The following is a 20,442-nucleotide window of genomic DNA, read 5'->3' as shown; positions in this document are numbered from 1 at the left end:
CTCATACTTAAAAATAACAAAAAGGGGAAATAAATACTATGGATAAAGAGAAGATTATAGAATTTTTAATGATATGTAACAGAACTTACTTAATAGCAGTAGTTTTATTTTTCCTCATTTTCCTTATTTGCCTTTTAAATTTTATAAGAAACTATATCTCAGTAAGGAAATTAAAAAAACAGAAAGGAATAAAATTTTATTATAAATTTTTAGGAAATATTTACTGGTTAAGAGGAGAAATATTAAATAAAAGATATTTAGAATTAAAATATTTAAATTCAGTTGAAAGTAAAGAAGAAGCAAATGTAATAATTCTATTGGAAAAAGTTTTAGAAAACAGCACTGGACTTATAAGCATCTATATAGAAAATTCAAAAGTTATTTTAAAAAGACTAAAATTAAATAACGAACAATTAAAAGAAGTATTGGAAAACATACCATATACATTAGTAGAGAATGATGAAATAACAGAAGAAAAATAAATTAAAAAATAAGAAAATAAAAATATAACATCTTGGAGGAGATAACAATGATTAAATTAACAAAAAAAGAATTGGAAACTTTAGGAGAAAATAAGGATGCTATTGCACAGCTTTTAGTAAGAAAGGCCATCCTTGCAGAAATGGAAAAGAAAGAATATACAGAAGAGGAAAAAAAGTATCTTGAGGAAATGAAACTTAACATGGAAATAGAATTCTATCTTAATTCAATAGCGCAGAAAACAGTAAAAATATATGATTATGAATTGTTAGAAGTATATAAAAATAATACAGAAGTATTAAAAGATAAGAATACAGTAGAAGTATATCCACAACTTCAACAGGCATTATTTAATCAAAAACTAGGTGAAGAAAAGGTAAAAGTAATAAATGAATTAGTAGAAAAATATAAAATAAATGATACTTTAAAAGAATATATAAAGGTAGAAGATCCAAAGAAAAAAGAAGAGAACAAATAAGGGGGAAAGAAAATGAAAAAGATGTTAATAGGATGTATATTAGCAGTATCAGCAATATCATATTCAGCAACAGATGTAATGTCAACAATGAAACAGCTTGAACTCAATCTTCAAAAATTAGAGGCAGAAGAAAAAGCAATGTACAATCAAAGAAAAGCTGAAGCAGAAGAAGCAGAGAGAACACTAGCTTCACAAAGAAAAGTATATTTAGAAATAGTAGAAAAGGAAAAAATAATTCAAAGTGTAAAAGAGAATAGATTTTATAAAGCACAATATCAAGAATTAGCAAAAAAATATGGACAGGCTAAAAAAGAACTAGAAGCAGATATGAAAAAACAGGAAGAAATAATTAGTATATTTGAGGCAATAAAATAAAAAATATTCATATGATTTAATCTTTATTAAATATTCTATTTATAACAACTTTATGACATTCAGATGATAATTCTAGATAAAAAATTGATAGCATTTGAAGATTATTTTTGAGAATAAATGAGATTTAGAATATAAAAAGACACTTTCATTTGAGAGTGTCTTTAACATAAAAAAATATGATTTATACTATTTTCATTGCAAAATATTACTACTTTAAGAATTTAAAATTTTTTATTATAGAAAGTTATGATTTACAGGAATTTTTTCATAATCTTACATATAGTAATAGCCTTTTTAAGTTATTTGAATCTTGGTTTTATTCCAAGCTTATTTAAAAGCTTTTCATCAATTTTTCCAGTTTGAGGCATACCATTATCTCTTTGGAATTCATAGAGTGCCCTTTCTCCTCTATATCCTTTCCAGATAAGTCTTGTGTATACCTCATCTTCTGAATATACAAGTTTTTTAGGTTTAGGAGGAACAGTAGTTTCACTTGTTTTAATCTTTTCAGTTTTTACTTTTTCTGCAGGCTTTACCTCTATTTTTTCAGGGGCAGGAAGTGATGAAATAATAGAAACAATTTTTTTAGGAGCAGAGATTTCAACTTTCTCTACTTCTTCATCTTTCTGAATCTTTTTTTTATCCTCTTCATTTCCTTTATTAGCTGGAAGAGCAGCCGTAACATTTTCTATTGGTTTTATCTCTTCAATTACCTCTACCTTAGATTCTGATAATTTAAAAAACACAGAAAGAAGAATTAAAAAAATAATAATGACAAAACAGATTATAAGCTGAAATCTTCTTTTGCTAAGTTCTCTATTCTTTTCTTCATTTTCTTCTTTGAGCCTTGCTATAGAATTATTTTTTTCATTAACATTAAGTTTTAAAGTTCTGATATTGTTTTCATGAAGCGAAATAATTTTATTTTTCTCATCTATTTCTTTTTTATATTTTTGAACTATATTTTCATTTTCAACAGGAGCATTATCAAAAGATGAAACAAGAGAATCAGAAAATTTCTTTTCAGAATAAACATATTTTTTCTTTTCATATTTTTTTATTATATCTAAAAGAGTTTTTCCTAAAATAGATGGAGTATTGATATTTATATCTGCCAATTTACAAAGAAGTATATCATTGTCATCAGCATGTCCCAGAGCAGTAATAATAGGGATATCTAATTCAAGAATCTTTTTGCATAACTCAATATTATTAAAAATATTAGTTGTGATTCCTCCACCTTTTATTATGACAAGATAATCATATTTTTGTTTAGGAAGATAATTAGTTTTAATATTATCAATAGTTTTTAGAGTTTGATCCAAATTATTAAAACTACTTCTAATAATATTTTTATCATTTTCAGAGGAAAAATTAAAATATCTATCAAGCTTCTTTTTATTATATTCTATTTGTTTTTCATTCTTTTCAATATTTTCTTTAATTTCTTCTTCTGAATAAAGATCATTTAAAATATCACTTGTTTTACCATTTTTTTCAAAGAGATTGCTTGTTAAAACTAGAAAATTTATTTTTTCCTCATTTGAAATTTTAGATGTGATAAAATCTTTGCTAAAAATTTTTGATTCCTTTTTTCTCTCCATTATAGAAAGAAGTCCATTTTTATCATTTAGAAGTTTTTGATAATCAGGTGTATATTCACTGGAGTTTTCTAATTTTTTGATTTCTTCAATATTATCAATTTTTACTTGAACATATGTTTTCATTGAATCAGAAAATTGATCTGAATATATTGTTAAAAGTCCTTGTATTTTATATACACAGTTTTTTTCAAATTGATTATATTTTATATATATTTTTTCTGGTATTTTAACTGTTATATTGTTTTTTTCTAAATCCTCAAAAATTGTTAAATAAAAATTTTTAACAGGGATAAGTTTAGTTTCTACATATCTTCCAATTAATGTTACTTTTTTTTCAGAAGTAAAGTTAAGATATCCCTGAATTTTACATAATTCTGTACATACAATAGAATTAAAGTGTATTATTTCCATATAAATTCTCTCCCAGTGCTTCATTATTTAATTTCAGAATAATTATATCATAAAAATATAGTTTATTTAAAATAATATTAAAATAGGAAAATAAATTTTTTAGAAAAGTATAAAAAATACATAGATAACACTAATAAAATCAATAAATATTTAGTATAATAAAAATAAGGATATTAAAAGTATGAGGAGGGGAAAAATGTCAGAAAAAAGAAAGATAGATTTTTTCCATTATTTGAATACTGGAATAGAATTAGTTATAAGTGAAAATTCTCCTCATTCCTACCCTCTCCATAATCATATATCTGTTTTTATTATTGGAATGGTATTAAATGGAGAGATAAAACTTAAAATAGCAAACAAGTCCTATAATTATAAGCTAAGACAAATTTTTATAATTCCCCCGTATATTCCTCATGAAATAAAATCTTTAAATTCATATTCTCTTTTAAGTATATGTATAAATAAAAATTTATTGAGAGAAGAAGGTATTACAGGAATCCAAAGAATATTGAATCTCATATTGGAAAATATAATGGAGAGTAAAAAAATAGATAGGGAAGAAATTGATTTGCTTTTAAATAGTTTAAAAATTTTAGAAAAATATACAAATATTGATGAAGATAGAGAGTTGGAAAAAGTAAAGAAATATTTGGAAATATTTCCAGAAAATATTTTAACTATAGATGAAATGGCAGATATTGCATTTTCAAGCAAGTTTAATTTTATAAGAAAATTTAAAAAAAGCATAGGACTTACACCACATCAATTTCAGATACAAAATCGTATAAGAAAAGCTCAAAAGCTTTTAGAAAAACTTTCTATAACAACAGAAGTGGCTCTGACTACAGGATTTTATGATCAAAGCCACTTTATAAGAAATTTTAAAAAAATAGTAAAAATGACACCTTTAGAATATCAATCTTCAATTAAGAGAATTAATCTTTTTAAAGAAGAGCTGGAATAAATTTTGCAAAAAGATATAATCCATCTTTACCTGCAATTATTTCATGGGGTACTTTTATTGGAAAAATAGATATACTTCCTGATTCATATATAAATTCTTTTTCTGAATTTATACAGATACCGCTTCCAGATATCACTTCATGAGTTTCTAGTTGAGTTTCATGGATATGGCTGCCAATTTTCTTGTTTGGAGCTATTTTTACTAAATGATAGCTGAATTCTCCATTTGTTTCTTTTGATGTGAGTAAATGCTTTAACTCTACTCCTTCAAATGTTGGATGTTTAGACCATAGAATATCTTTGAAAGAGATTATTTTTTCTGGCAGTAAAAGTTTTCCATTAGTGTTGAAATTTTCAAATAAGTTTATAAAATTCATTTAAAACCTCCCATAATTAATTTTATCTAAGTGTTTTAATATTATCATAGATAAAAGTTGGAGTATTGTATAAAATTGCTAGATATTGATTTAGAAAAAACTAAATAAAAAGGGGAAAGATAATGAAACTAAAATCAAAAATACTTATATTTTTACTGCTGATAGTAATATGTGGAATGATTATTCCTCAAAAATTTTCTATGCCTGTGGAGAATGCTACAAGGAGGGATTACAATCAGAAAAGCTTCTGGTTTTATCCATGGGGAAAATCTATAACTCATAAGGGAGTAGATATATTTGCTAAATCTGGAACAAATGTACTAAGCTCTACAATAGGACTTGTTATATATGAGGGAAATTTAAAGTCAGGAGGAAATGTCGTATTAGTCCTTGGACCTAAATGGAGATTACATTACTATGCTCATTTAAAAACCATAGATACAAAAAGATTTTCTTTTGTAAAAAGAGGAGAGAAGATAGGGAGTGTAGGAGATACGGGAAATGCAGCAGGAAAGCCTCATCATCTTCATTATTCAATAGTTACATTGATTCCTTATCCTTGGCTGAAAGATGATTCAAGACAGGGCTGGAGAAAGATGCTGTACCTGAATCCAATAGAATATTTAAATAAAGCAGAGAATTAAAAAAATACTTTGTTAGAAAAGGGTAAGGAAAAAGTGGTGTATCTTGTTATTAAGGGGGAGTTATAAATTTCAATCTTGCATTTTTTGATAAATTAAGATATAATTAATTAAGCAATTATTATAAACGGCAAAATACCAGAGAGAACTATCTGTCGCAACCAGATAGTTCTTTTTTTTACCTTTAAATGTGGTATTATATATCAGTGTGATGGCTTTAATCCCTTAAAAGAAAGGGGGTATTTTGCTGTTGAGAAAACTTGAAATAATTGCGGTTATAATAATATTGTTTTTCCTGATAGTCCATAAAACCTATTAGGTAGAACCACTGTTATTATATAAGCTGTCACACTGGGACTAGGAGTTGCGACCTAGTCCTTTTCTAATACAATAAAAAAACTGCCCTATTAAAGGCAGCTTTTTTTATATTTGAGTTTGAGTGAAAGCAAATTAATTATTAGAGTTATGATGCTCAATAAGTTTTTTTACTATTTCTTCTGCTTTTTTTACAGCATCTGCTATTTTAACTCTTACTATTTTTTTCCCTTTGAATCTCTCTTCATTTTTAATAGCAACTTCTTTAGTTAAAACTACATAGTCTGTATTTGTTAAGTCAGCTTCTGTGATAACATTTTCAATACCAATGCCACCTTGAGTTTCTACTTTTACTTCTACCCCTAATTTTTCTCCAGCTTTTTTAAGAGCTTCAGCAGCCATATATGTATGAGCTACTCCTGATGGACAAGCTGTAACAGCAACTATTTTCATTATAATTCCCCCTTATCAAAAATTACTTACTAACTATTTATTATTACAATTTTAATTTATCCCATATAACCCATTTTATATTCTAGTCGAAATCTAATTCTAATTCAAGTTCCTCTTCTTTCTTTTCAGCTTCAATAGCTTCTTTTAATTCAGATATAGGTTTTTTCATAGTGTTAACCATGATAGCTGTGACAGCAGCTCCAGCAATAGTACCAATGATGTATCCTATTTTTCCTTCAACTACTGGAAGTACAATCCAACCACCCCATGGAGCGTGATTGATAACATTCATTATAAATCCGATAATATTTCCAACCATACCACCAACAACAATAGATGGAAGTACTCTTAATGGATCTGATACAGCGAAAGGAATAGCTCCTTCAGAAATTCCAATCATTCCCATAAGTATAGCAGCCTTACCTGCTTCTTTTTCATCTTGTGAATATTTTTTAGGAGCCAAGAATGTAGCAAGTCCCATTCCAATAGGTGGAGTACAGATAGCTATACCAACTCCTCCCATAAGCCATGGATGCTCTCCAACTTGAGTCTGAGCAAATAATGTAGCAACTTTATTGATAGGTCCTCCCATATCAAATGCAGTCATTCCTCCAAGTATAGCCCCAAGAACAGCTTTGCTGGCATCCTGCATTCCAGTTAACCAACCATTTAATCCAGCCATCATCAATGCAATAGGAGTTCCTATTACCCACATAACTACTCCACAAGTAATTAAAGTTCCAAACAGTGGACAGATGAATATTGTTGAAACAGATTTCATACTTGCTGGAAGTTTGATTTTTTTCAATTGATTAACGATAAATCCAGCTAAGAATCCAACTATTATAGCACCTAAGAACCCAGTGCTATATTGTTGAACAGCAATCCAAGAACCTATCATACCAGGAGCAAGTCCAGGTCTGTCAGCTATAGAGTAAGCAATGTATCCACCAAGAACAGCTGGGAATATAGTAAGACCAGCAATACCCATATCAGATATATTTTTTAATAGTCCAGAATCAGGAACAGCTCCCTTTCCTCCCATCATAACAGCCAGTGATAAAAGTACTCCTCCTGCTACGATAAATGGAAGCATGTGGCTAGTTCCAAATAAAAGATGTTTTCTAAGTTCTAGCAAAGTTTTTTTCATTGTTTGTTTCCTCCCCATATTTTTATTTATATTAGTTATTTATTGCGTTCATTATTTCTTCTACATCATTAGATTTTGATAAAAGATCTCTAAAGTCATCATCTAATATTTTTTTAGAAAGATTTACAAGAATGTTGATATGTTCATTTCCAGCAGCAGCACTAGGAATAGCAAGCATAAATATAAATTTTGCAGTTTCCTGTTCCTCTTCACTCCACATAATATCATTGCTAAGTCTTGCAAAAGCTACAGCAGGATACTTCACAGCAGTACTTTTTCCATGAGGAAGTCCTACTTCATAACCTACAGCAGTTTCAGCAATAGCTTCTCTGTCCATTAAAGATTTAAGATATTCATCATAATTATCCACTACCCCATCTTCAACGAATAATTTTGCCATCTCTTTAATTGCTTCATTTTTGTTTTTCATAGTTTTGTTTAATAAGATACGATTTGCATTTATTAATGCCATTTTGTTTTCCCCCTAATTAAATAAATTTTTAAATGTTATGTAAATTTCACTAATAGTTTGACAATTTTCTAAAGTGTCCAGAAGCTTTACTTCTCTTAATGTGTTAATGAATTCCATTAATCCATTGAGATGCTCCCTCTTGTCCTTGCTGGCAAGAGTGATAAGAAGTTTTACTTTTTCATTTTCAGGAAATTCCACAGGCTCATCTAACAGCAGAACGCTTATACCTGTTTTTAATACACTTTCGTTTCCTCTGGCATGAGAGAGAATTATTCCTTCCTGTATTACCATATAGCTTCCGAATTTGTTGATAAGATCTATTATTTCATCAAGATAACCTTCAGACACAATATTTTCATGAAGGAGTTTTTCTCCACTCATTTTGATTGCCTCTTCCCAGCTATCAGCTTTTTCTCTTTTTTCAATTCTTGACATACTGATCATATCAGTAAATTTTAAGAAGCTTGCTTTTGAAATATCATCTAGTATTTCATTTTTGAAGTGTCTTTTCATATCTTTGATAAAGTTTTCTTCATCGTGTATATCTGCATTTCTCTTTGTAAGTTCTAGAAGTTTAGATAATTTTATTTTGTTTTTAGATTGAGAAAGATGAAGAGCTTCCAGCTTTCTTACATCTTCTTTGCTCAATATTGGAGATACAGTTACCACTGGGAGAAGAGTACTCTCCAGATTAGATATAGTAGTTATTATTAAGTCTATATTCTCAACATTCTTGTAAGTTTCAAGCATATTATATGGAATAGTATCCACAATATTTACTGAGAACTTTTCCTGAATGCTCTCTGCTAAAAATTTAGAAGTACTGTATCCTGAACCACATACTATGAGAATATCTTTAAATACTCTTTTTTTAACTCTTTTGATTGCCAGCTGAAAGTGCATTGCTATATATGCTATCTCTTCATCTGACATACTCAGTCCTTGAAAATCACATTTTTTCCATGCTTCCTCTACTTGAGATAGTATCAGTGGATAGCTTTCTTTAAAATCATTATATATTTCTGAACTTAGCTGTATTCCTGTTTTTGCTCTGTAGATAGCAGGTTTTATATGGTTGATAAGTCCTTCCAGAAGAGTTTCATCTTTATCCAGACCAGAATATCCAAATTTACTTACTTCTTTAATCAATTGCATTATGAAGGTTTCTATCTGCACCCAGTTTCCATAGAATGAATGATCAAAATTGAAAGTGTTGCTTCCAAGAAAATATTCAGTAAGTGTGAGAAGTTCCCCCTCTGAAAATTCAGGTTCTTTGAGAAATTCCTTTACTCCCTGATACTCAGGGGTGTTTGACAGAAAGTTCATATTCTTTATTGTAGTTATTTCATGATTTTTATATCTGTTAAGAAGTATAAGAATATAGAAGAACAAAACTTTAAAAGCTTCATCACTTATATTTTTGTTGTTTTCTTTGAGAATATTTTTTAAAAGCTTGTATGCTTTATCTGTAATAGCTTTATCAAAGAAATCGTCCATCTCTTTCCATGGAATAAAGAATCCATGGTAATATGTTTTAGTTATGATTATTTCATCATTTTTAAATGCAATATCATAGTTTTTTAAAAGAATATCCAGAAGAAGTTTTCTGACATTTCTTTCATCTCCTGTGATAGTGAGGCATTTATTATTTTCATTAGAAAGATTCAGCATAAATGTTTTTAAATATTTTTTTATACGTTTGATGTCATTTTTTAATGTTACAGCACTTACTCCTAGAAATATACTTATATCTTCTATAGTAGTAGGCTCTTTTTTGAAAAGATAGAAGTTGATTATTATCTTTTCTCTTTCATCTTGTGAAAAACTGTAAAGATATATGTTTTCATTTATTTTCTCCACTACTGTATCCAGTGTAGAAGAAAAAGTGATTATGCCTTTTTTAATATTTAGCTCTGGAAGTTTTAAAATATTTAAATGGTAGTTACAGTCATCTATCTTATATCTAAGACTTCTTTCACTGAGATCCATAATTTTAGAATTTTCTTCCAATGTGTTGATTTTGTTCTGAGTTATGTTTTTTATGAGATTTAGAATATCTCTAGTCATGGCCATATAACTTCAACCTCCCTCAATATATTCTAAGTATACTTTTCTTTCATAAGATATTCAAGTAAAATGGTTTTCACTTTTTTTGTGAAAAGAAATATATCAATAGGAATATTTTGAATTTAAAAAAAACTATATGTATGTTTTTAGTATGAATAAAGTTGAAGAAAAGATAGGAAAATTATTTGAGGAAAACTGTTAAAAAAGCAAATCAATCAATTGTTGTGAGAGAATATTGACTTTTAAAATTAAAATCTGTATAATAAAGTTAGCATATACAAAAAATGGAGGTGAAGGAATGAAGAAAATTTCTTGCTAATAATTTAAATGGTGTATCAAAAAATGACAAACGGCATCGCCGTTGATTTTGATGTGCCTTAGCAGGAAAGTAATTCATTTTTTCTCTCATTTATATATACAGAAGATTCTTTTTTGAAGTATATTTTTTCTGTGACTTTGTGAGCTGTAAGAATTGACTTTCTTGCGGCTTTTATTAATTTCACAGGGGGGATGTGTATGTCACTTATAAATATATCAAATTTGACATTTGCCTATGATGGCAGTGGAGAAAATATTTTTGAAAATGTATCTTTTCAGATAGATACAGATTGGAAACTTGGATTTACTGGAAGAAACGGAAGAGGGAAAACGACTTTTTTAAATCTTCTTTTGGGAAAATATGAATATAAGGGAAGTATTTCAGATGGGGTTATATTTGAATATTTTCCATTTGAAATAAAAGATAAAACTTTAAAAACAATAGATATAATAAACAGCTTAAACCGTGATTATCAGATGTGGGAGCTTGAAAGGGAGGTGTCCCTTTTGGATATCTCAGAAGATGTATTATACAGAGGGTTTGATACATTATCTAATGGAGAGCAGACTAAAATACTTCTTGCAGTTCTTTTTTTGAGAGAGGATAGATTCCTTCTTATAGATGAGCCTACCAACCACTTAGATGCAGAGGGGAGAGAGGTAGTTGCTGAATATCTTAAATCTAAAAATGGATTTATTCTTGTATCCCATGATAGAAGGTTTTTAGATAACTGTATAGATCATATTTTATCAATAAACAGGACAAATATAGAGATACAAAAGGGAAATTTTTCATCATGGCAGATGAATAAAGAAATGCAGGATAATTTTGAAATTGCCAAAAACTATAAATTAAAGAAAGATATTAAAAGATTAGAACAAGCAGCTAAACGAACTTCAGAATGGTCAGATAAAAAAGAAGAAAAGAAAAGTAAAAAAAGTTATGGGGGAAGAGCTCCAGCCATGATAGATAAAGGATTTGTAGGTGCAAAGGCAGCTAAAATGATGAAGAGATCAAAAAATCTTGAAGCAAGGCAGAATTCTGCTTTAGAAGAAAAAACGAAACTTCTTAAAAATATAGAGCTTTCAGAGTCCTTAAAAATAAAACCTGAAGAATATCATTCAAATAGAATGATAACTTTAGATAAAGTTTCTATATTTTATGGAGAAAAGGAAGTGTGCAGAAATATTAGTTTTGTTATAGAAAAAGGAGATAGAATCGCTTTAAGAGGTAAAAATGGTTCTGGAAAATCTACTATATTAAAGCTTATATTAGGAGAGGATTTGAAATATACAGGAAATCTTTACAAAGGAAGCAGAATGAAGATATCCTATGTATCACAGGAAACAGGGTTTCTTAAAGGGAAGCTTTCAGATTTTGCTCGTGACAGCAGTATAGATGAAACATTATTCAGAGCTATATTAAGGAAGATGGATTTTTCAAGGGAGCAGTTTGAAAAAGATTTAAGTTCATATAGTGGAGGGCAGAAAAAGAAAGTCCTTGTAGCTAGAAGTCTATGTGAAAAAGCACATCTTTATGTGTGGGATGAGCCATTGAACTTTATAGATGTTCTTTCAAGAATGCAGATAGAGGAACTTCTTCTGGAATTTCAGCCTACTATAATATTTGTAGAACATGATATGGTATTCTCTGAAACTATTGCAAATAAAATAGTAAAATTATAAGGAGATAGAAAGTTTCAATTTTTTTTGAAAGAAAATATACATAGAAAAAAATTCAAATAAATTGTACACTTATAATTGAAAAGAATATAAAGCAGGAGGAATATAGATGTATCCATTAAAATTTAAAAAGAATCTTGTAAAAAAAGTATGGGGTGGAAGAAAATTTAAAGAAATTTTAAATATGGAACTTCCAGATGATGAATTATATGGAGAATCTTGGGAGGTAAGTTCTCACAAAGGTGGACTATCTTATGTAGAGAATGGTGAATTCCAAGGAAAATCTTTAATAGAACTTATAGAAAAATATGGAAAGGATATATTAGGAGAAGAGATAACAGATAAATTCAAAGGGAAATTTCCTCTTCTTATAAAATATCTTGATATTAATGACAGACTTTCAGTTCAGGTACACCCAAGTGATGAATATGCTTTAAGAGTAGAAGGAGAGTTTGGGAAAAGTGAAAGCTGGTATATAATGGAAGCTAGTGATGATGCCACTCTTATACTTGGAATCAAAGCAGGAATAACAAAAGAGATATTTAAAGAAAAAGTAGAGGCAAAAGAATTTGATGGACTGTTTAATACAGTAAAAGTGAAAAAAGGGGACTTTATAAATCTATGTCCAGGAGTTGTTCATGCAACTATGGAAGGATCTATCTTGATTTGTGAAGTACAGCAGAATTCAGATACTACTTACAGAATATATGATTTTGACAGACTGGTTGATGGAAAACTTAGAGAACTTCATATAGATAAAGCACTTGATGTAATAGATTTTGAAAGAGATGTAGAAATAACAACTGATGTGGGAAGAAAGAAAATACTTTTAGCAGGAGCAGAGAAAGAGGAACTTATCAGAGGAGAATATTTCAGCATAGATAAATATCTTGTAGATGGAGAATTTAAGGATGAGATAAATAGAAATTTTAAAATTTATTCTATATTAGATGGTGAAGGTAAGATAATATATAACGGAGAAGAATATCAGGCTGAAAAAGGGGATACATACTTTATTCCAGCAGGGTTAGAATTAAAAATAACTGGAAAGTTAGAAATTCTTAAATCTTTCATGTAAATTTAAATTAAGAGATGATTCAAATATCCTAAAAGATATAAAATTTGAATCATCTTTTTCTTTTTATTCAGAGGAAATTAAAAAAATACATGGTATACATTCTTACAGTTTATATTTTTCTAAAAATATATTGAATAAAAGTTTTCTTATGTTTATAATATAAGAAAAGTACAACAAGGAGTTACCTATGAAAACAACAAAATATGTTATAGGCTTGATAATAGCGGCAGCTTTGAGTGGATGTACTACTGTTGGAGTTTCTCCTGGAATAGGAATAGGCTGGGGAAGTGGAGGAAGAGTAGGAGCAGGAATATCTTTGAATACATGGATGAAACCTGATGGGGATTGGGGATCAGACAGTAAATATAGAGATTTCTATATTAAAAACTATAAATATCTTGTAAAAAGATATGATCAGCTTAGTGCTCAGAAAAATCCAAATATTGAAGAGGTTAAAGAGCTGAGAATAAAAATGCTGGCTTTAAGACAACAGGTAAATACTCAGTGGAATGAAATTGATAAGAGAAAAGATTTTATAAGAAACTTTAATCAGGATATAGATTTTTATCTTAATAGTGTAGAGAGCTATGAGGCAAGAAGAGTATGGTAATATTTTAAATATAAAATATAAAATTAAATTTGGGGTGAAGCAATGTTTGGTTTGATGGAAGGTATGGATTTATCAGGGTTTATTTTTTTAGGAGTAGCTTGCTTTTTTGCAGCTTTTATTGATGCAATAGCAGGTGGAGGAGGACTTATCAGTTTACCAGCTTTTCTGGCGTCTGGACTTCCTGCTCATGTGGCACTTGGTACAAATAAGGTAGCAGCTTGCTGTTCTACAATAGCCAGCAGCGCTAAATTTGCTCAGTCAGGAAAAATTAACTGGCAATTGATGAAAAAATTAGCAGCATTTTCATTTATTGGAGCAGTACTTGGAGTAAAGACAGTAGTAATGATAGATTCAAAATACCTCTATCCAATAGCGATAGTTCTTCTTATTATGGTGTTGATATATACACTTCGTAATAAAAATCTTGGAGAAGAGAATAGATTTGAGGGATTGAATGGACAGAATGTAAAATGGGGAATTATAATGGCTTTTGCTTTAGGTTTTTATGATGGATTCTTTGGCCCAGGAACAGGTTCTTTTCTTATATTTGCTATGATTAGAATATTCAAGATAGATTTTACTAATGCAAGTGGAAATGCAAAAATATTAAATCTTTCAAGTAATGTGGCAAGTGTTATAATGTTTGTATCTATGGGAAAAGTAGCATATATTTATTCTTTTTCTATGGCTGCTATAATGGTGGTTGGAGCAATAATTGGTGCTAAAATGGCAGTGACAAAAGGAACAAAATTTATAAAACCTATGTTCCTCATAGTAACTACAGTAGTTCTTTCAAAAATGATTGCTGAATCTATATTTGGAATAGATGTAGGAGCAGGAATAAAAAACCTGATGTCAATGTTTATAAAATAAATTAAAGAGGGCAGCCAAAAGCTGGATTATATTTCTGCTTAGGAGCTGCCCTCTTTGTTTTTAGAATATTTATAAACTATTTAAGAGATTGATTTTTTCAGCAATTCTTTTTTTACCTCTCTAAATGTTGTTCTTAATTTATTTTTTTTATAATTATATTTTCTCCAATATTTATTCTAGGTTCAGAATGACCTAGTTTTTTTACTATTCTCATTCTATAACGAAGTATAGCCTTTTCTATAGCTTGTTCTTTAGTTTCTGCCTTTACTACCATAAAAAATTTAGTAAAGTAAATATCATTTATTATGTTTATTATAAAATTACTCATTATTTCACCTCTAACCTTTTAATAAGATTATACCATGTTAATAGGAAAAAAATAAATATTTATAAAATTGTTAAATTTTTTTAGTAGAATTTTATGTATTTAAAGAAAAATAAAAAGCTGCACAGAGGCAGCTTTTTTTTAATCAAGTATGTATCCAATACTAAACTGAGATATTACATCTCCTCTTTTATTATCTTTAGATACTGAAAGTTCTATTGGTCCAAACATAGTTTCATATGTCAGAGAAAGAGCAAATCCCTGATGATAGTCATCCCACAGGAGATTGTCATTTCTGCTCATAGTATCACTTTTTTCTTTAACTTCTCTAAATGTTCCTATATTCCAATTAGTTCCTAGATAAAGATTAGTAGATATTTCATAATCAAGTCCTAACCTTCCTATAAGGAACTGGTCAACAAGCTTTTGATGTACTTCATATCCATAGAAAGCAAATTCTTTATTCTGAATATGGTTTTTAGTACCTCCAAGTTTTATATATTGATCAAGAAGTATATTATCTCCAGAGATAACTCCACCATAGAATCCATAAGAGAAATTAAACTTTTTGTTTATAGGAATATATCCATCAAACTGATAAAGAGGACCATAGAAATTTGATTTAGAAGCACCAAATGTTCCTCCCCATACATAGTTTAGTTCACCTTTTACACCAGAAGTAGGACGATTTCCACCACTTAGTCTATCCAGAGATAATTTAAAGAAAGCTTCATTGTAGTTTTTAGAATATTCAAATTGTTCTGTCCATTCAAGTCCTGTTTCCTGCTCAAGTTTAGAATAATTTACAGCAATTCCATAAGAAGCTAAAAGCTGGTTGTCATACTGAGTAAGAACTCCAGTTTCAAGCCTTAGAGCTTTAGTAGTATAATCAGAAATCTTTTTTGTATTGTCATATAAATAAAGAGGTGACTCTTTGTAGCTTGCATTAGCAAAGATACCTATTTTATTAGAAACTCCATAGTAGAAGAAATTTCTAGTTGATAGACCTAGATAATCTCCAAATTGTGCATTTATTGTGCTGCTGCTTCCAAGTTTCTTCGCATTGGAAAGTTCAGTACCAATATTAAAAGTAGTTCCATAGCCAGTGGCATAACTTGCTCCTATACCAAAGACATTTGCAGGATTAATATCTGCATCAAGGAAAAGAGTATTTCCTTCAACTTCATAATATATTTTATTTATAAAATCTATTCCATAAAGTTTCAGCATTATATCTTCCATTTCTTCATCAGTAATAGATTTATTCATATATTTTGCTAGAAGATTATTTAATATCTCTTGTTTGTCAGGTGAAAACTTATCAGAATACATAATATTTTCAATATAAATATTGTTATTTGAAACAGGGGCTTTAACTATCTTATCTCTTTTAGGAAGTTTTTTTAAATCAGGTATTTTTTCCTGAGCTGCTTCAAATCCAAGAGTTATAAATTCCCTTCCTCTTTTCATATCAGTGGCATTATATGCCTGTATATCTGGAGAAATAAGAATAGTAGCCATTTCTCTCTGATGTTGTGTAGAAGAGGCACTTTGTATAGTTACCAGCTGATTCATAACACTAAGAATATTATAATCTTTGTTGTCTTTTACTTCATTCCCTACATCACTGGCAATTACTATATCTGCTCCCATGTTGATAACATCTTCAACAGGAAGATTTCTTGAAATCAATCCATCTACATAGAGATTCCCATTTATTTCAACAGGATCAAGAATAGTAGGAATAGCAACACTTGCAGTTATTGCTCTGGCTAAATCTCCTTTGGAAAGGGCTACAGCTTTACCAGAGTTTAAATCAGTTGTTATTATTCTTAAAGGAATAGGCAGTTTATCAAAATCATTGATATTATCCACATTGGCAAGCAATTTTTTCAGTCTTAAATAGATAATCTCTGTACTTCCAAATCCCTTAGGAAGAGAAAGATTAAATTCTTTATCATATCTCACAGTAGCAGCATACTTTTGGTTATTTAGTTTTTTCTCAAGAGGAATTTTTTTGTTGTCAAGTTCTCCACTTATATATCCATTCCAGTTTATATCTACCAGAATATTTTCTATCTGATCTGGAGTATATCCAGCAGAATAAAGAGATGCAACTACTGCTCCCATACTTGTACCTGTAATATAATCAATTTTAATATTTTGTTCTTCAAGTACTTTAAGAACTCCTACATGGGCAAGCCCTTTTGCACCTCCACCACTTAATGCAAGTCCAATTTTCAGCTCAGATTTATTTTTTTTAAGTTTAACAGCTTTTGTTTTTTCTAGTGTTTCTATTTTTTCTTCTAAAAGTTTTACTTGAGCTTTCAATTTATCTATTTCAATATCTTCTTCTAAAGTTAAATTATTACTTATTGATTTTAAATTTGAAAAACTTTTAGAGGGTATTAATCCAATGAAAAGTATAGTAAAAATGAGAAGAAACTTTCTCTTCATGAAATCCTCCTAGTGTGATATTTTAGTAATATTTTTAATATATAATCTATATTATAGCAATTTTTCATAATAAAGAAAATAAGAAATATCTTAAATTTGATTTTTAGTGATATAAGTGTTATAATTGCTAGAAAAATAGAAAAGAAGCGTTAAGATGTTAAGAAATATTTTCTTTTTATAAAATTTATTCGAAATATACTAGGATAAATATTAAGTAAAAATATGAAAAGATTTTATAAAATATTCTAAAAATTAGGAGAACAAAAGATGAAAGCTGATAGACACCCTGAGTTGCTGGGAAGTAATTATAAGATGACTGCTGTTAACAAAGAAATATTTTGGAATTTAATTCTTTTACTGCAAAAGCAATTAAAAGATCAAAGTAATAAAAACCCTGTTAGTAAAATAGATACTTTAAACTATGTTAATTCAAAGATAGAAATTAAAGAATTAAAAAGTTTAAATTATAAAAATATATCAGATAATATAATAGAAAAAGCTGTTAAAGCAATTTATAATACAGATTTTGCTTTTAGAAATGAAAATTTTTCTAAAACACACAAATTATTTAACAAATTAGAGATTTCAGAAGATTTTGAATATATTACAGTTGAAATTAAAGTAGGATATAGATATTTATTTTATCCAAGCAATTCATTTTTAACTAAATTAGAAAAAACTTTCAGAAGACAAATAAAAGCTAAAGAGAATAGTAAAGCAGATTCAACATATAGATCAACTAGAACTAAAGCAAGAAATTTTATAACAAAAGATATTACTCTTGAAGATTTAAAAGAATTTAAAAAGATAGTAGATGAAAGAATGGTAGAATTAAAAGAGGCTAAAAAAGAATCTGAGAAAAATTTTCAAGTTCAATAAGAGTATTAATTTTTAAAATACAAGCTTCCTTATCATGGGGAGCTTTTTTTATATACTTCAATTGATTGAGAAGAAAAAAGAAATAATCTTTGAGTTAGGAAATTTCTTTTATAGCAATGCCTAGAGGAATAGGAAAAAAGTATGGAGCTACTTAGATAATAAGATATGGAAAAAATGAGAAAATTGTGATATAATTACTAGAAAACTGAAATTTAAAAGCTCGTAAGTAGTAAGAGGTAAAAGGTGAACAGCATTTCTGCTTTTACTCCTTATTATTTACCTTTTAAGTTTCTAAGTAGACTAGAAGAAAATAATAGGAGGAATTTATGTTTGATGAAAAAAAAGTTGAATTGGAATTAGCTGGAAGGACGCTAAGTTTTTCAACTGGAAAAATAGCAAGACAATCTTGCGGAGCTGTAATGGTTCAATATGGTGATACAGTATTATTAAGTACTGTAAACCGTAGTAAAGAACCAAGAAAAGGGGCTGACTTTTTCCCTTTAACAGTTGATTATATTGAAAAGTTTTATGCTGCTGGAAAATTTCCAGGAGGATTTAATAAAAGAGAAGGAAGACCTTCAACTAATGCAACATTGACAGCTAGACTTATAGACAGACCTATAAGACCAATGTTCCCAGAAGGGTTTAACCATGATGTACATATTGTAAATACTGTATTTTCATATGATGAAAAAAATACACCTGACTACTTAGGGATAATAGGATCTTCAATGGCACTTATGCTTTCTGATCTTCCATTCTATGGACCAGTAGCAGGAGTAGTAGTAGGATATAAAAATGGAGAATTTATTTTAAATCCAACTCCAGAAGAATTAGAAACAAGTGACCTTGAACTATCTGTAGCAGGATCAAAAGATGCAGTAAATATGGTTGAGGCAGGAGCAAAAGAACTAGATGAGGAAACTATGCTTGCTGCAATAATGTTTGCTCATGAAAATATCAAAAAAATCTGTGCTTTCCAAGAAGAATTTGCAAAAGTTGCTGGAAAAGAAAAAATGGATTTTGTTAAAAAAGAAGTTTTACCATTAGTAAAAGATTTTATAGATGAAAAAGGAATGGAAAGATTGAAAGCGGCTGTTCTTACTTTAGGTAAAAAAGCAAGAGAAGAAGCAGTTGATTCATTAGAAGAAGAATTAATGGAAGCATTTATTCTTGAAAATTATGAAGGTGTTGAAGAAGAGGATATTCCAGAAGAAGTAATTGGAGAATTCAAAGGATATTATCATGATCTTATGAAAAAATTAGTAAGAGAAGCTATCCTTTATCATAAACATAGAGTAGATGGAAGAAAAACTACTGAAATAAGACCATTATTTGCAGAAATTGGAGTTCTTCCTATTCCTCATGGATCAGCAATGTTTACAAGAGGAGAAACTCAAGCTGTTGTTGTAACTACTCTAGGAACTAAAGAAGATGAGCAGTTAGTTGATGACTTAGAAAAAGAATATTTCAAAAAATTCTATCTTCACTATAACTTCCCTCCATACTCAGTAGGAGAAACTGGAAGAATGGGATCACCTGGTAGAAGAGAATTAGGACATGGATCTCTTGCTGAAAGAGCTCTTAGCTATGTAATTCCATCAGAAGAAGAATTTCCATATACTATAAGAGTAGTATCTGAGATAACTGAATCAAATGGATCATCTTCTCAAGCATCAATCTGTGGAGGATCACTTTCACTTATGGCTGCTGGGGTACCTATTAAAGAACATGTAGCTGGAATAGCTATGGGACTTATTAAAGAGGGAGAAGAGTTCACAGTATTAACAGATATAATGGGACTTGAAGACCACTTAGGAGATATGGACTTTAAAGTAGCAGGAACTAAAAAAGGAATAACTGCACTTCAAATGGATATAAAAATAACTGGAATAACAGAAGAAATAATGAGAATAGCTTTAAAACAAGCATTAGATGCTAGAAATGAGATATTAATTGTTATGAATAACGCTATTTCTACACCAGCAGATCTTAGACCTAATGTACCAAGAATTTATCAAATGAAAATAGCTACTGATAAAATAGCTGCATTAATTGGACCTGGAGGAAAAAATATTAAAGGTATCATAGAAAAAACTGGAGCAACTATTGACATTAGTGATGATGGTAGTGTTTCTATTTTCTCTAAAGATGAAGAAGTATTAAAAGAAACAATAACTCTTGTAAATGCATTTGTAAAAGATGTAGAAGTAGGAGAAATATATAATGGAAGAGTAGTAAATATTGCTAAATTTGGAGCATTTATGGAAATACTTCCTGGAAAAGAAGGACTTCTTCATGTTTCTGAAATTTCAAATGAAAGAGTAGCAAATGTAGAAGATGTGTTGAAAGTTGGAGATAAATTTGATGTAAAAGTTATTTCTACTGAAAATGGAAAAATTAGTTTAAGTAAAAAGAAAATTTAGTTCTTTA

General features: G+C 29.0%; 19 protein-coding genes. 11 read left to right on the top strand and 8 right to left on the bottom strand.

What is annotated here, in order from left to right; all coding sequences use genetic code 11:
* Window positions 1-38: 38 nt before the first annotated feature.
* Genes E0E45_RS09880 through E0E45_RS09870 form a run of 3 tightly spaced genes read left to right on the top strand, consistent with a single transcriptional unit; the run spans window position 39 to window position 1,333 of the window.
* Entirely contained in the window at window positions 39-482 is a 444-nt protein-coding gene (locus E0E45_RS09880) for a hypothetical protein (protein WP_232044094.1), read from the top strand.
* 47 nt (window positions 483-529) lie between these two features.
* A complete protein-coding gene (locus E0E45_RS09875) occupies window positions 530-958 on the top strand; it encodes a hypothetical protein (RefSeq protein WP_130891009.1) in 429 nt (142 codons plus the stop codon).
* A 12-nt stretch (window positions 959-970) separates the two neighbouring features.
* The gene (locus E0E45_RS09870; RefSeq protein ID WP_130891008.1) at window positions 971-1,333 is read left to right on the top strand and encodes an adhesion protein FadA; all 363 of its coding nucleotides are present in this window, start codon (window positions 971-973) and stop codon (window positions 1,331-1,333) included.
* Between the two features lie 299 nt (window positions 1,334-1,632).
* Here the strand turns inward: E0E45_RS09870 and E0E45_RS09865 are convergent, their stop codons facing one another.
* Window positions 1,633-3,348, bottom strand: coding sequence for an exodeoxyribonuclease VII large subunit (locus tag E0E45_RS09865; RefSeq protein ID WP_130891007.1), 1,716 nt, complete (start codon window positions 3,346-3,348; stop codon window positions 1,633-1,635).
* Between the two features lie 196 nt (window positions 3,349-3,544).
* Here E0E45_RS09865 and E0E45_RS09860 point away from each other — a divergent pair, with 196 nt between their 5' ends.
* Complete coding sequence (locus tag E0E45_RS09860) at window positions 3,545-4,312, top strand: helix-turn-helix domain-containing protein (RefSeq protein WP_130891006.1); 768 nt, start codon at window positions 3,545-3,547, stop codon at window positions 4,310-4,312.
* Here the strand turns inward: E0E45_RS09860 and E0E45_RS09855 are convergent.
* Window positions 4,293-4,688, bottom strand: a complete 396-nt coding sequence (locus E0E45_RS09855) for a cupin domain-containing protein (protein ID WP_130891005.1) — start codon at window positions 4,686-4,688, stop codon at window positions 4,293-4,295. The two genes, E0E45_RS09860 and E0E45_RS09855, sit on opposite strands and share 20 nt — an antisense overlap.
* 122 nt (window positions 4,689-4,810) lie before the next feature.
* Between E0E45_RS09855 and E0E45_RS09850 the strand changes: the two genes are divergently transcribed.
* Window positions 4,811-5,332, top strand: coding sequence for a M23 family metallopeptidase (locus E0E45_RS09850; RefSeq protein ID WP_130891004.1), 522 nt, complete (start codon window positions 4,811-4,813; stop codon window positions 5,330-5,332).
* A 447-nt stretch (window positions 5,333-5,779) separates the two neighbouring features.
* Here the strand turns inward: E0E45_RS09850 and E0E45_RS09845 are convergent, their stop codons facing one another.
* The 4 genes from E0E45_RS09845 to E0E45_RS09830 form a co-directional block, all read right to left on the bottom strand.
* Window positions 5,780-6,097, bottom strand: coding sequence for a PTS fructose-like transporter subunit IIB (locus E0E45_RS09845; RefSeq protein WP_130891003.1), 318 nt, complete (start codon window positions 6,095-6,097; stop codon window positions 5,780-5,782).
* An 82-nt stretch (window positions 6,098-6,179) separates the two neighbouring features.
* Window positions 6,180-7,247: a PTS fructose transporter subunit EIIC gene (locus E0E45_RS09840; RefSeq protein WP_130891002.1), complete on the bottom strand. Its 1,068-nt coding sequence runs from the start codon at window positions 7,245-7,247 to the stop codon at window positions 6,180-6,182.
* 31 nt (window positions 7,248-7,278) lie between these two features.
* A complete protein-coding gene (locus E0E45_RS09835) occupies window positions 7,279-7,719 on the bottom strand; it encodes a PTS sugar transporter subunit IIA (RefSeq protein ID WP_130891001.1) in 441 nt (146 codons plus the stop codon).
* Between the two features lie 12 nt (window positions 7,720-7,731).
* A complete protein-coding gene (locus E0E45_RS09830) occupies window positions 7,732-9,792 on the bottom strand; it encodes a BglG family transcription antiterminator (protein ID WP_130891000.1) in 2,061 nt (686 codons plus the stop codon).
* Window positions 9,793-10,302: 510 nt separating this feature from the next.
* Between E0E45_RS09830 and abc-f the strand changes: the two genes are divergently transcribed.
* The 4 genes from abc-f (at window position 10,303) to E0E45_RS09810 (ending at window position 14,348) form a co-directional block, all read left to right on the top strand.
* Window positions 10,303-11,790: a ribosomal protection-like ABC-F family protein gene (gene abc-f, locus E0E45_RS09825; RefSeq protein WP_130890999.1), complete on the top strand. Its 1,488-nt coding sequence runs from the start codon at window positions 10,303-10,305 to the stop codon at window positions 11,788-11,790.
* Window positions 11,791-11,896: 106 nt separating this feature from the next.
* A complete protein-coding gene (locus E0E45_RS09820; RefSeq protein WP_130890998.1) occupies window positions 11,897-12,865 on the top strand; it encodes a type I phosphomannose isomerase catalytic subunit in 969 nt (322 codons plus the stop codon).
* A gap of 187 nt (window positions 12,866-13,052) precedes the next feature.
* The gene (locus tag E0E45_RS09815; RefSeq protein ID WP_130890997.1) at window positions 13,053-13,475 is read left to right on the top strand and encodes a hypothetical protein; all 423 of its coding nucleotides are present in this window, start codon (window positions 13,053-13,055) and stop codon (window positions 13,473-13,475) included.
* A 42-nt stretch (window positions 13,476-13,517) separates the two neighbouring features.
* Window positions 13,518-14,348 (top strand): TSUP family transporter, encoded by an 831-nt coding sequence (locus E0E45_RS09810; RefSeq protein WP_130890996.1) that lies wholly within the window; start codon window positions 13,518-13,520, stop codon window positions 14,346-14,348.
* A gap of 133 nt (window positions 14,349-14,481) precedes the next feature.
* Here E0E45_RS09810 and E0E45_RS09805 read toward each other — a convergent pair whose 3' ends face one another.
* Together E0E45_RS09805 and E0E45_RS09800 are read right to left on the bottom strand one after the other, a co-directional pair.
* On the bottom strand, window positions 14,482-14,676 hold the full coding sequence (locus E0E45_RS09805; RefSeq protein ID WP_130890995.1) for a hypothetical protein: 195 nt from the start codon (window positions 14,674-14,676) through the stop codon (window positions 14,482-14,484).
* Window positions 14,677-14,814: 138 nt separating this feature from the next.
* Window positions 14,815-17,130: a patatin-like phospholipase family protein gene (locus E0E45_RS09800; RefSeq protein ID WP_130890994.1), complete on the bottom strand. Its 2,316-nt coding sequence runs from the start codon at window positions 17,128-17,130 to the stop codon at window positions 14,815-14,817.
* 267 nt (window positions 17,131-17,397) lie between these two features.
* On the opposite strand from E0E45_RS09800, the gene E0E45_RS09795 reads away from it, so the two are divergent.
* Together E0E45_RS09795 and pnp are read left to right on the top strand one after the other, a co-directional pair.
* Window positions 17,398-18,009: a hypothetical protein gene (locus tag E0E45_RS09795; protein ID WP_130890993.1), complete on the top strand. Its 612-nt coding sequence runs from the start codon at window positions 17,398-17,400 to the stop codon at window positions 18,007-18,009.
* Window positions 18,010-18,335: 326 nt separating this feature from the next.
* Complete coding sequence (gene pnp / locus E0E45_RS09790; RefSeq protein WP_130890992.1) at window positions 18,336-20,435, top strand: polyribonucleotide nucleotidyltransferase; 2,100 nt, start codon at window positions 18,336-18,338, stop codon at window positions 20,433-20,435.
* Window positions 20,436-20,442: the final 7 nt, after the last annotated feature.

It is taken from the genome of Fusobacterium ulcerans ATCC 49185, from assembly GCF_900683735.1.
Taxonomy (GTDB): Bacteria; Fusobacteriota; Fusobacteriia; order Fusobacteriales; family Fusobacteriaceae; genus Fusobacterium_A; species Fusobacterium_A ulcerans_A.
Note: the sequence above shows the minus strand (reverse complement) of the source record. Positions and strands in the feature narration are given on the sequence as shown.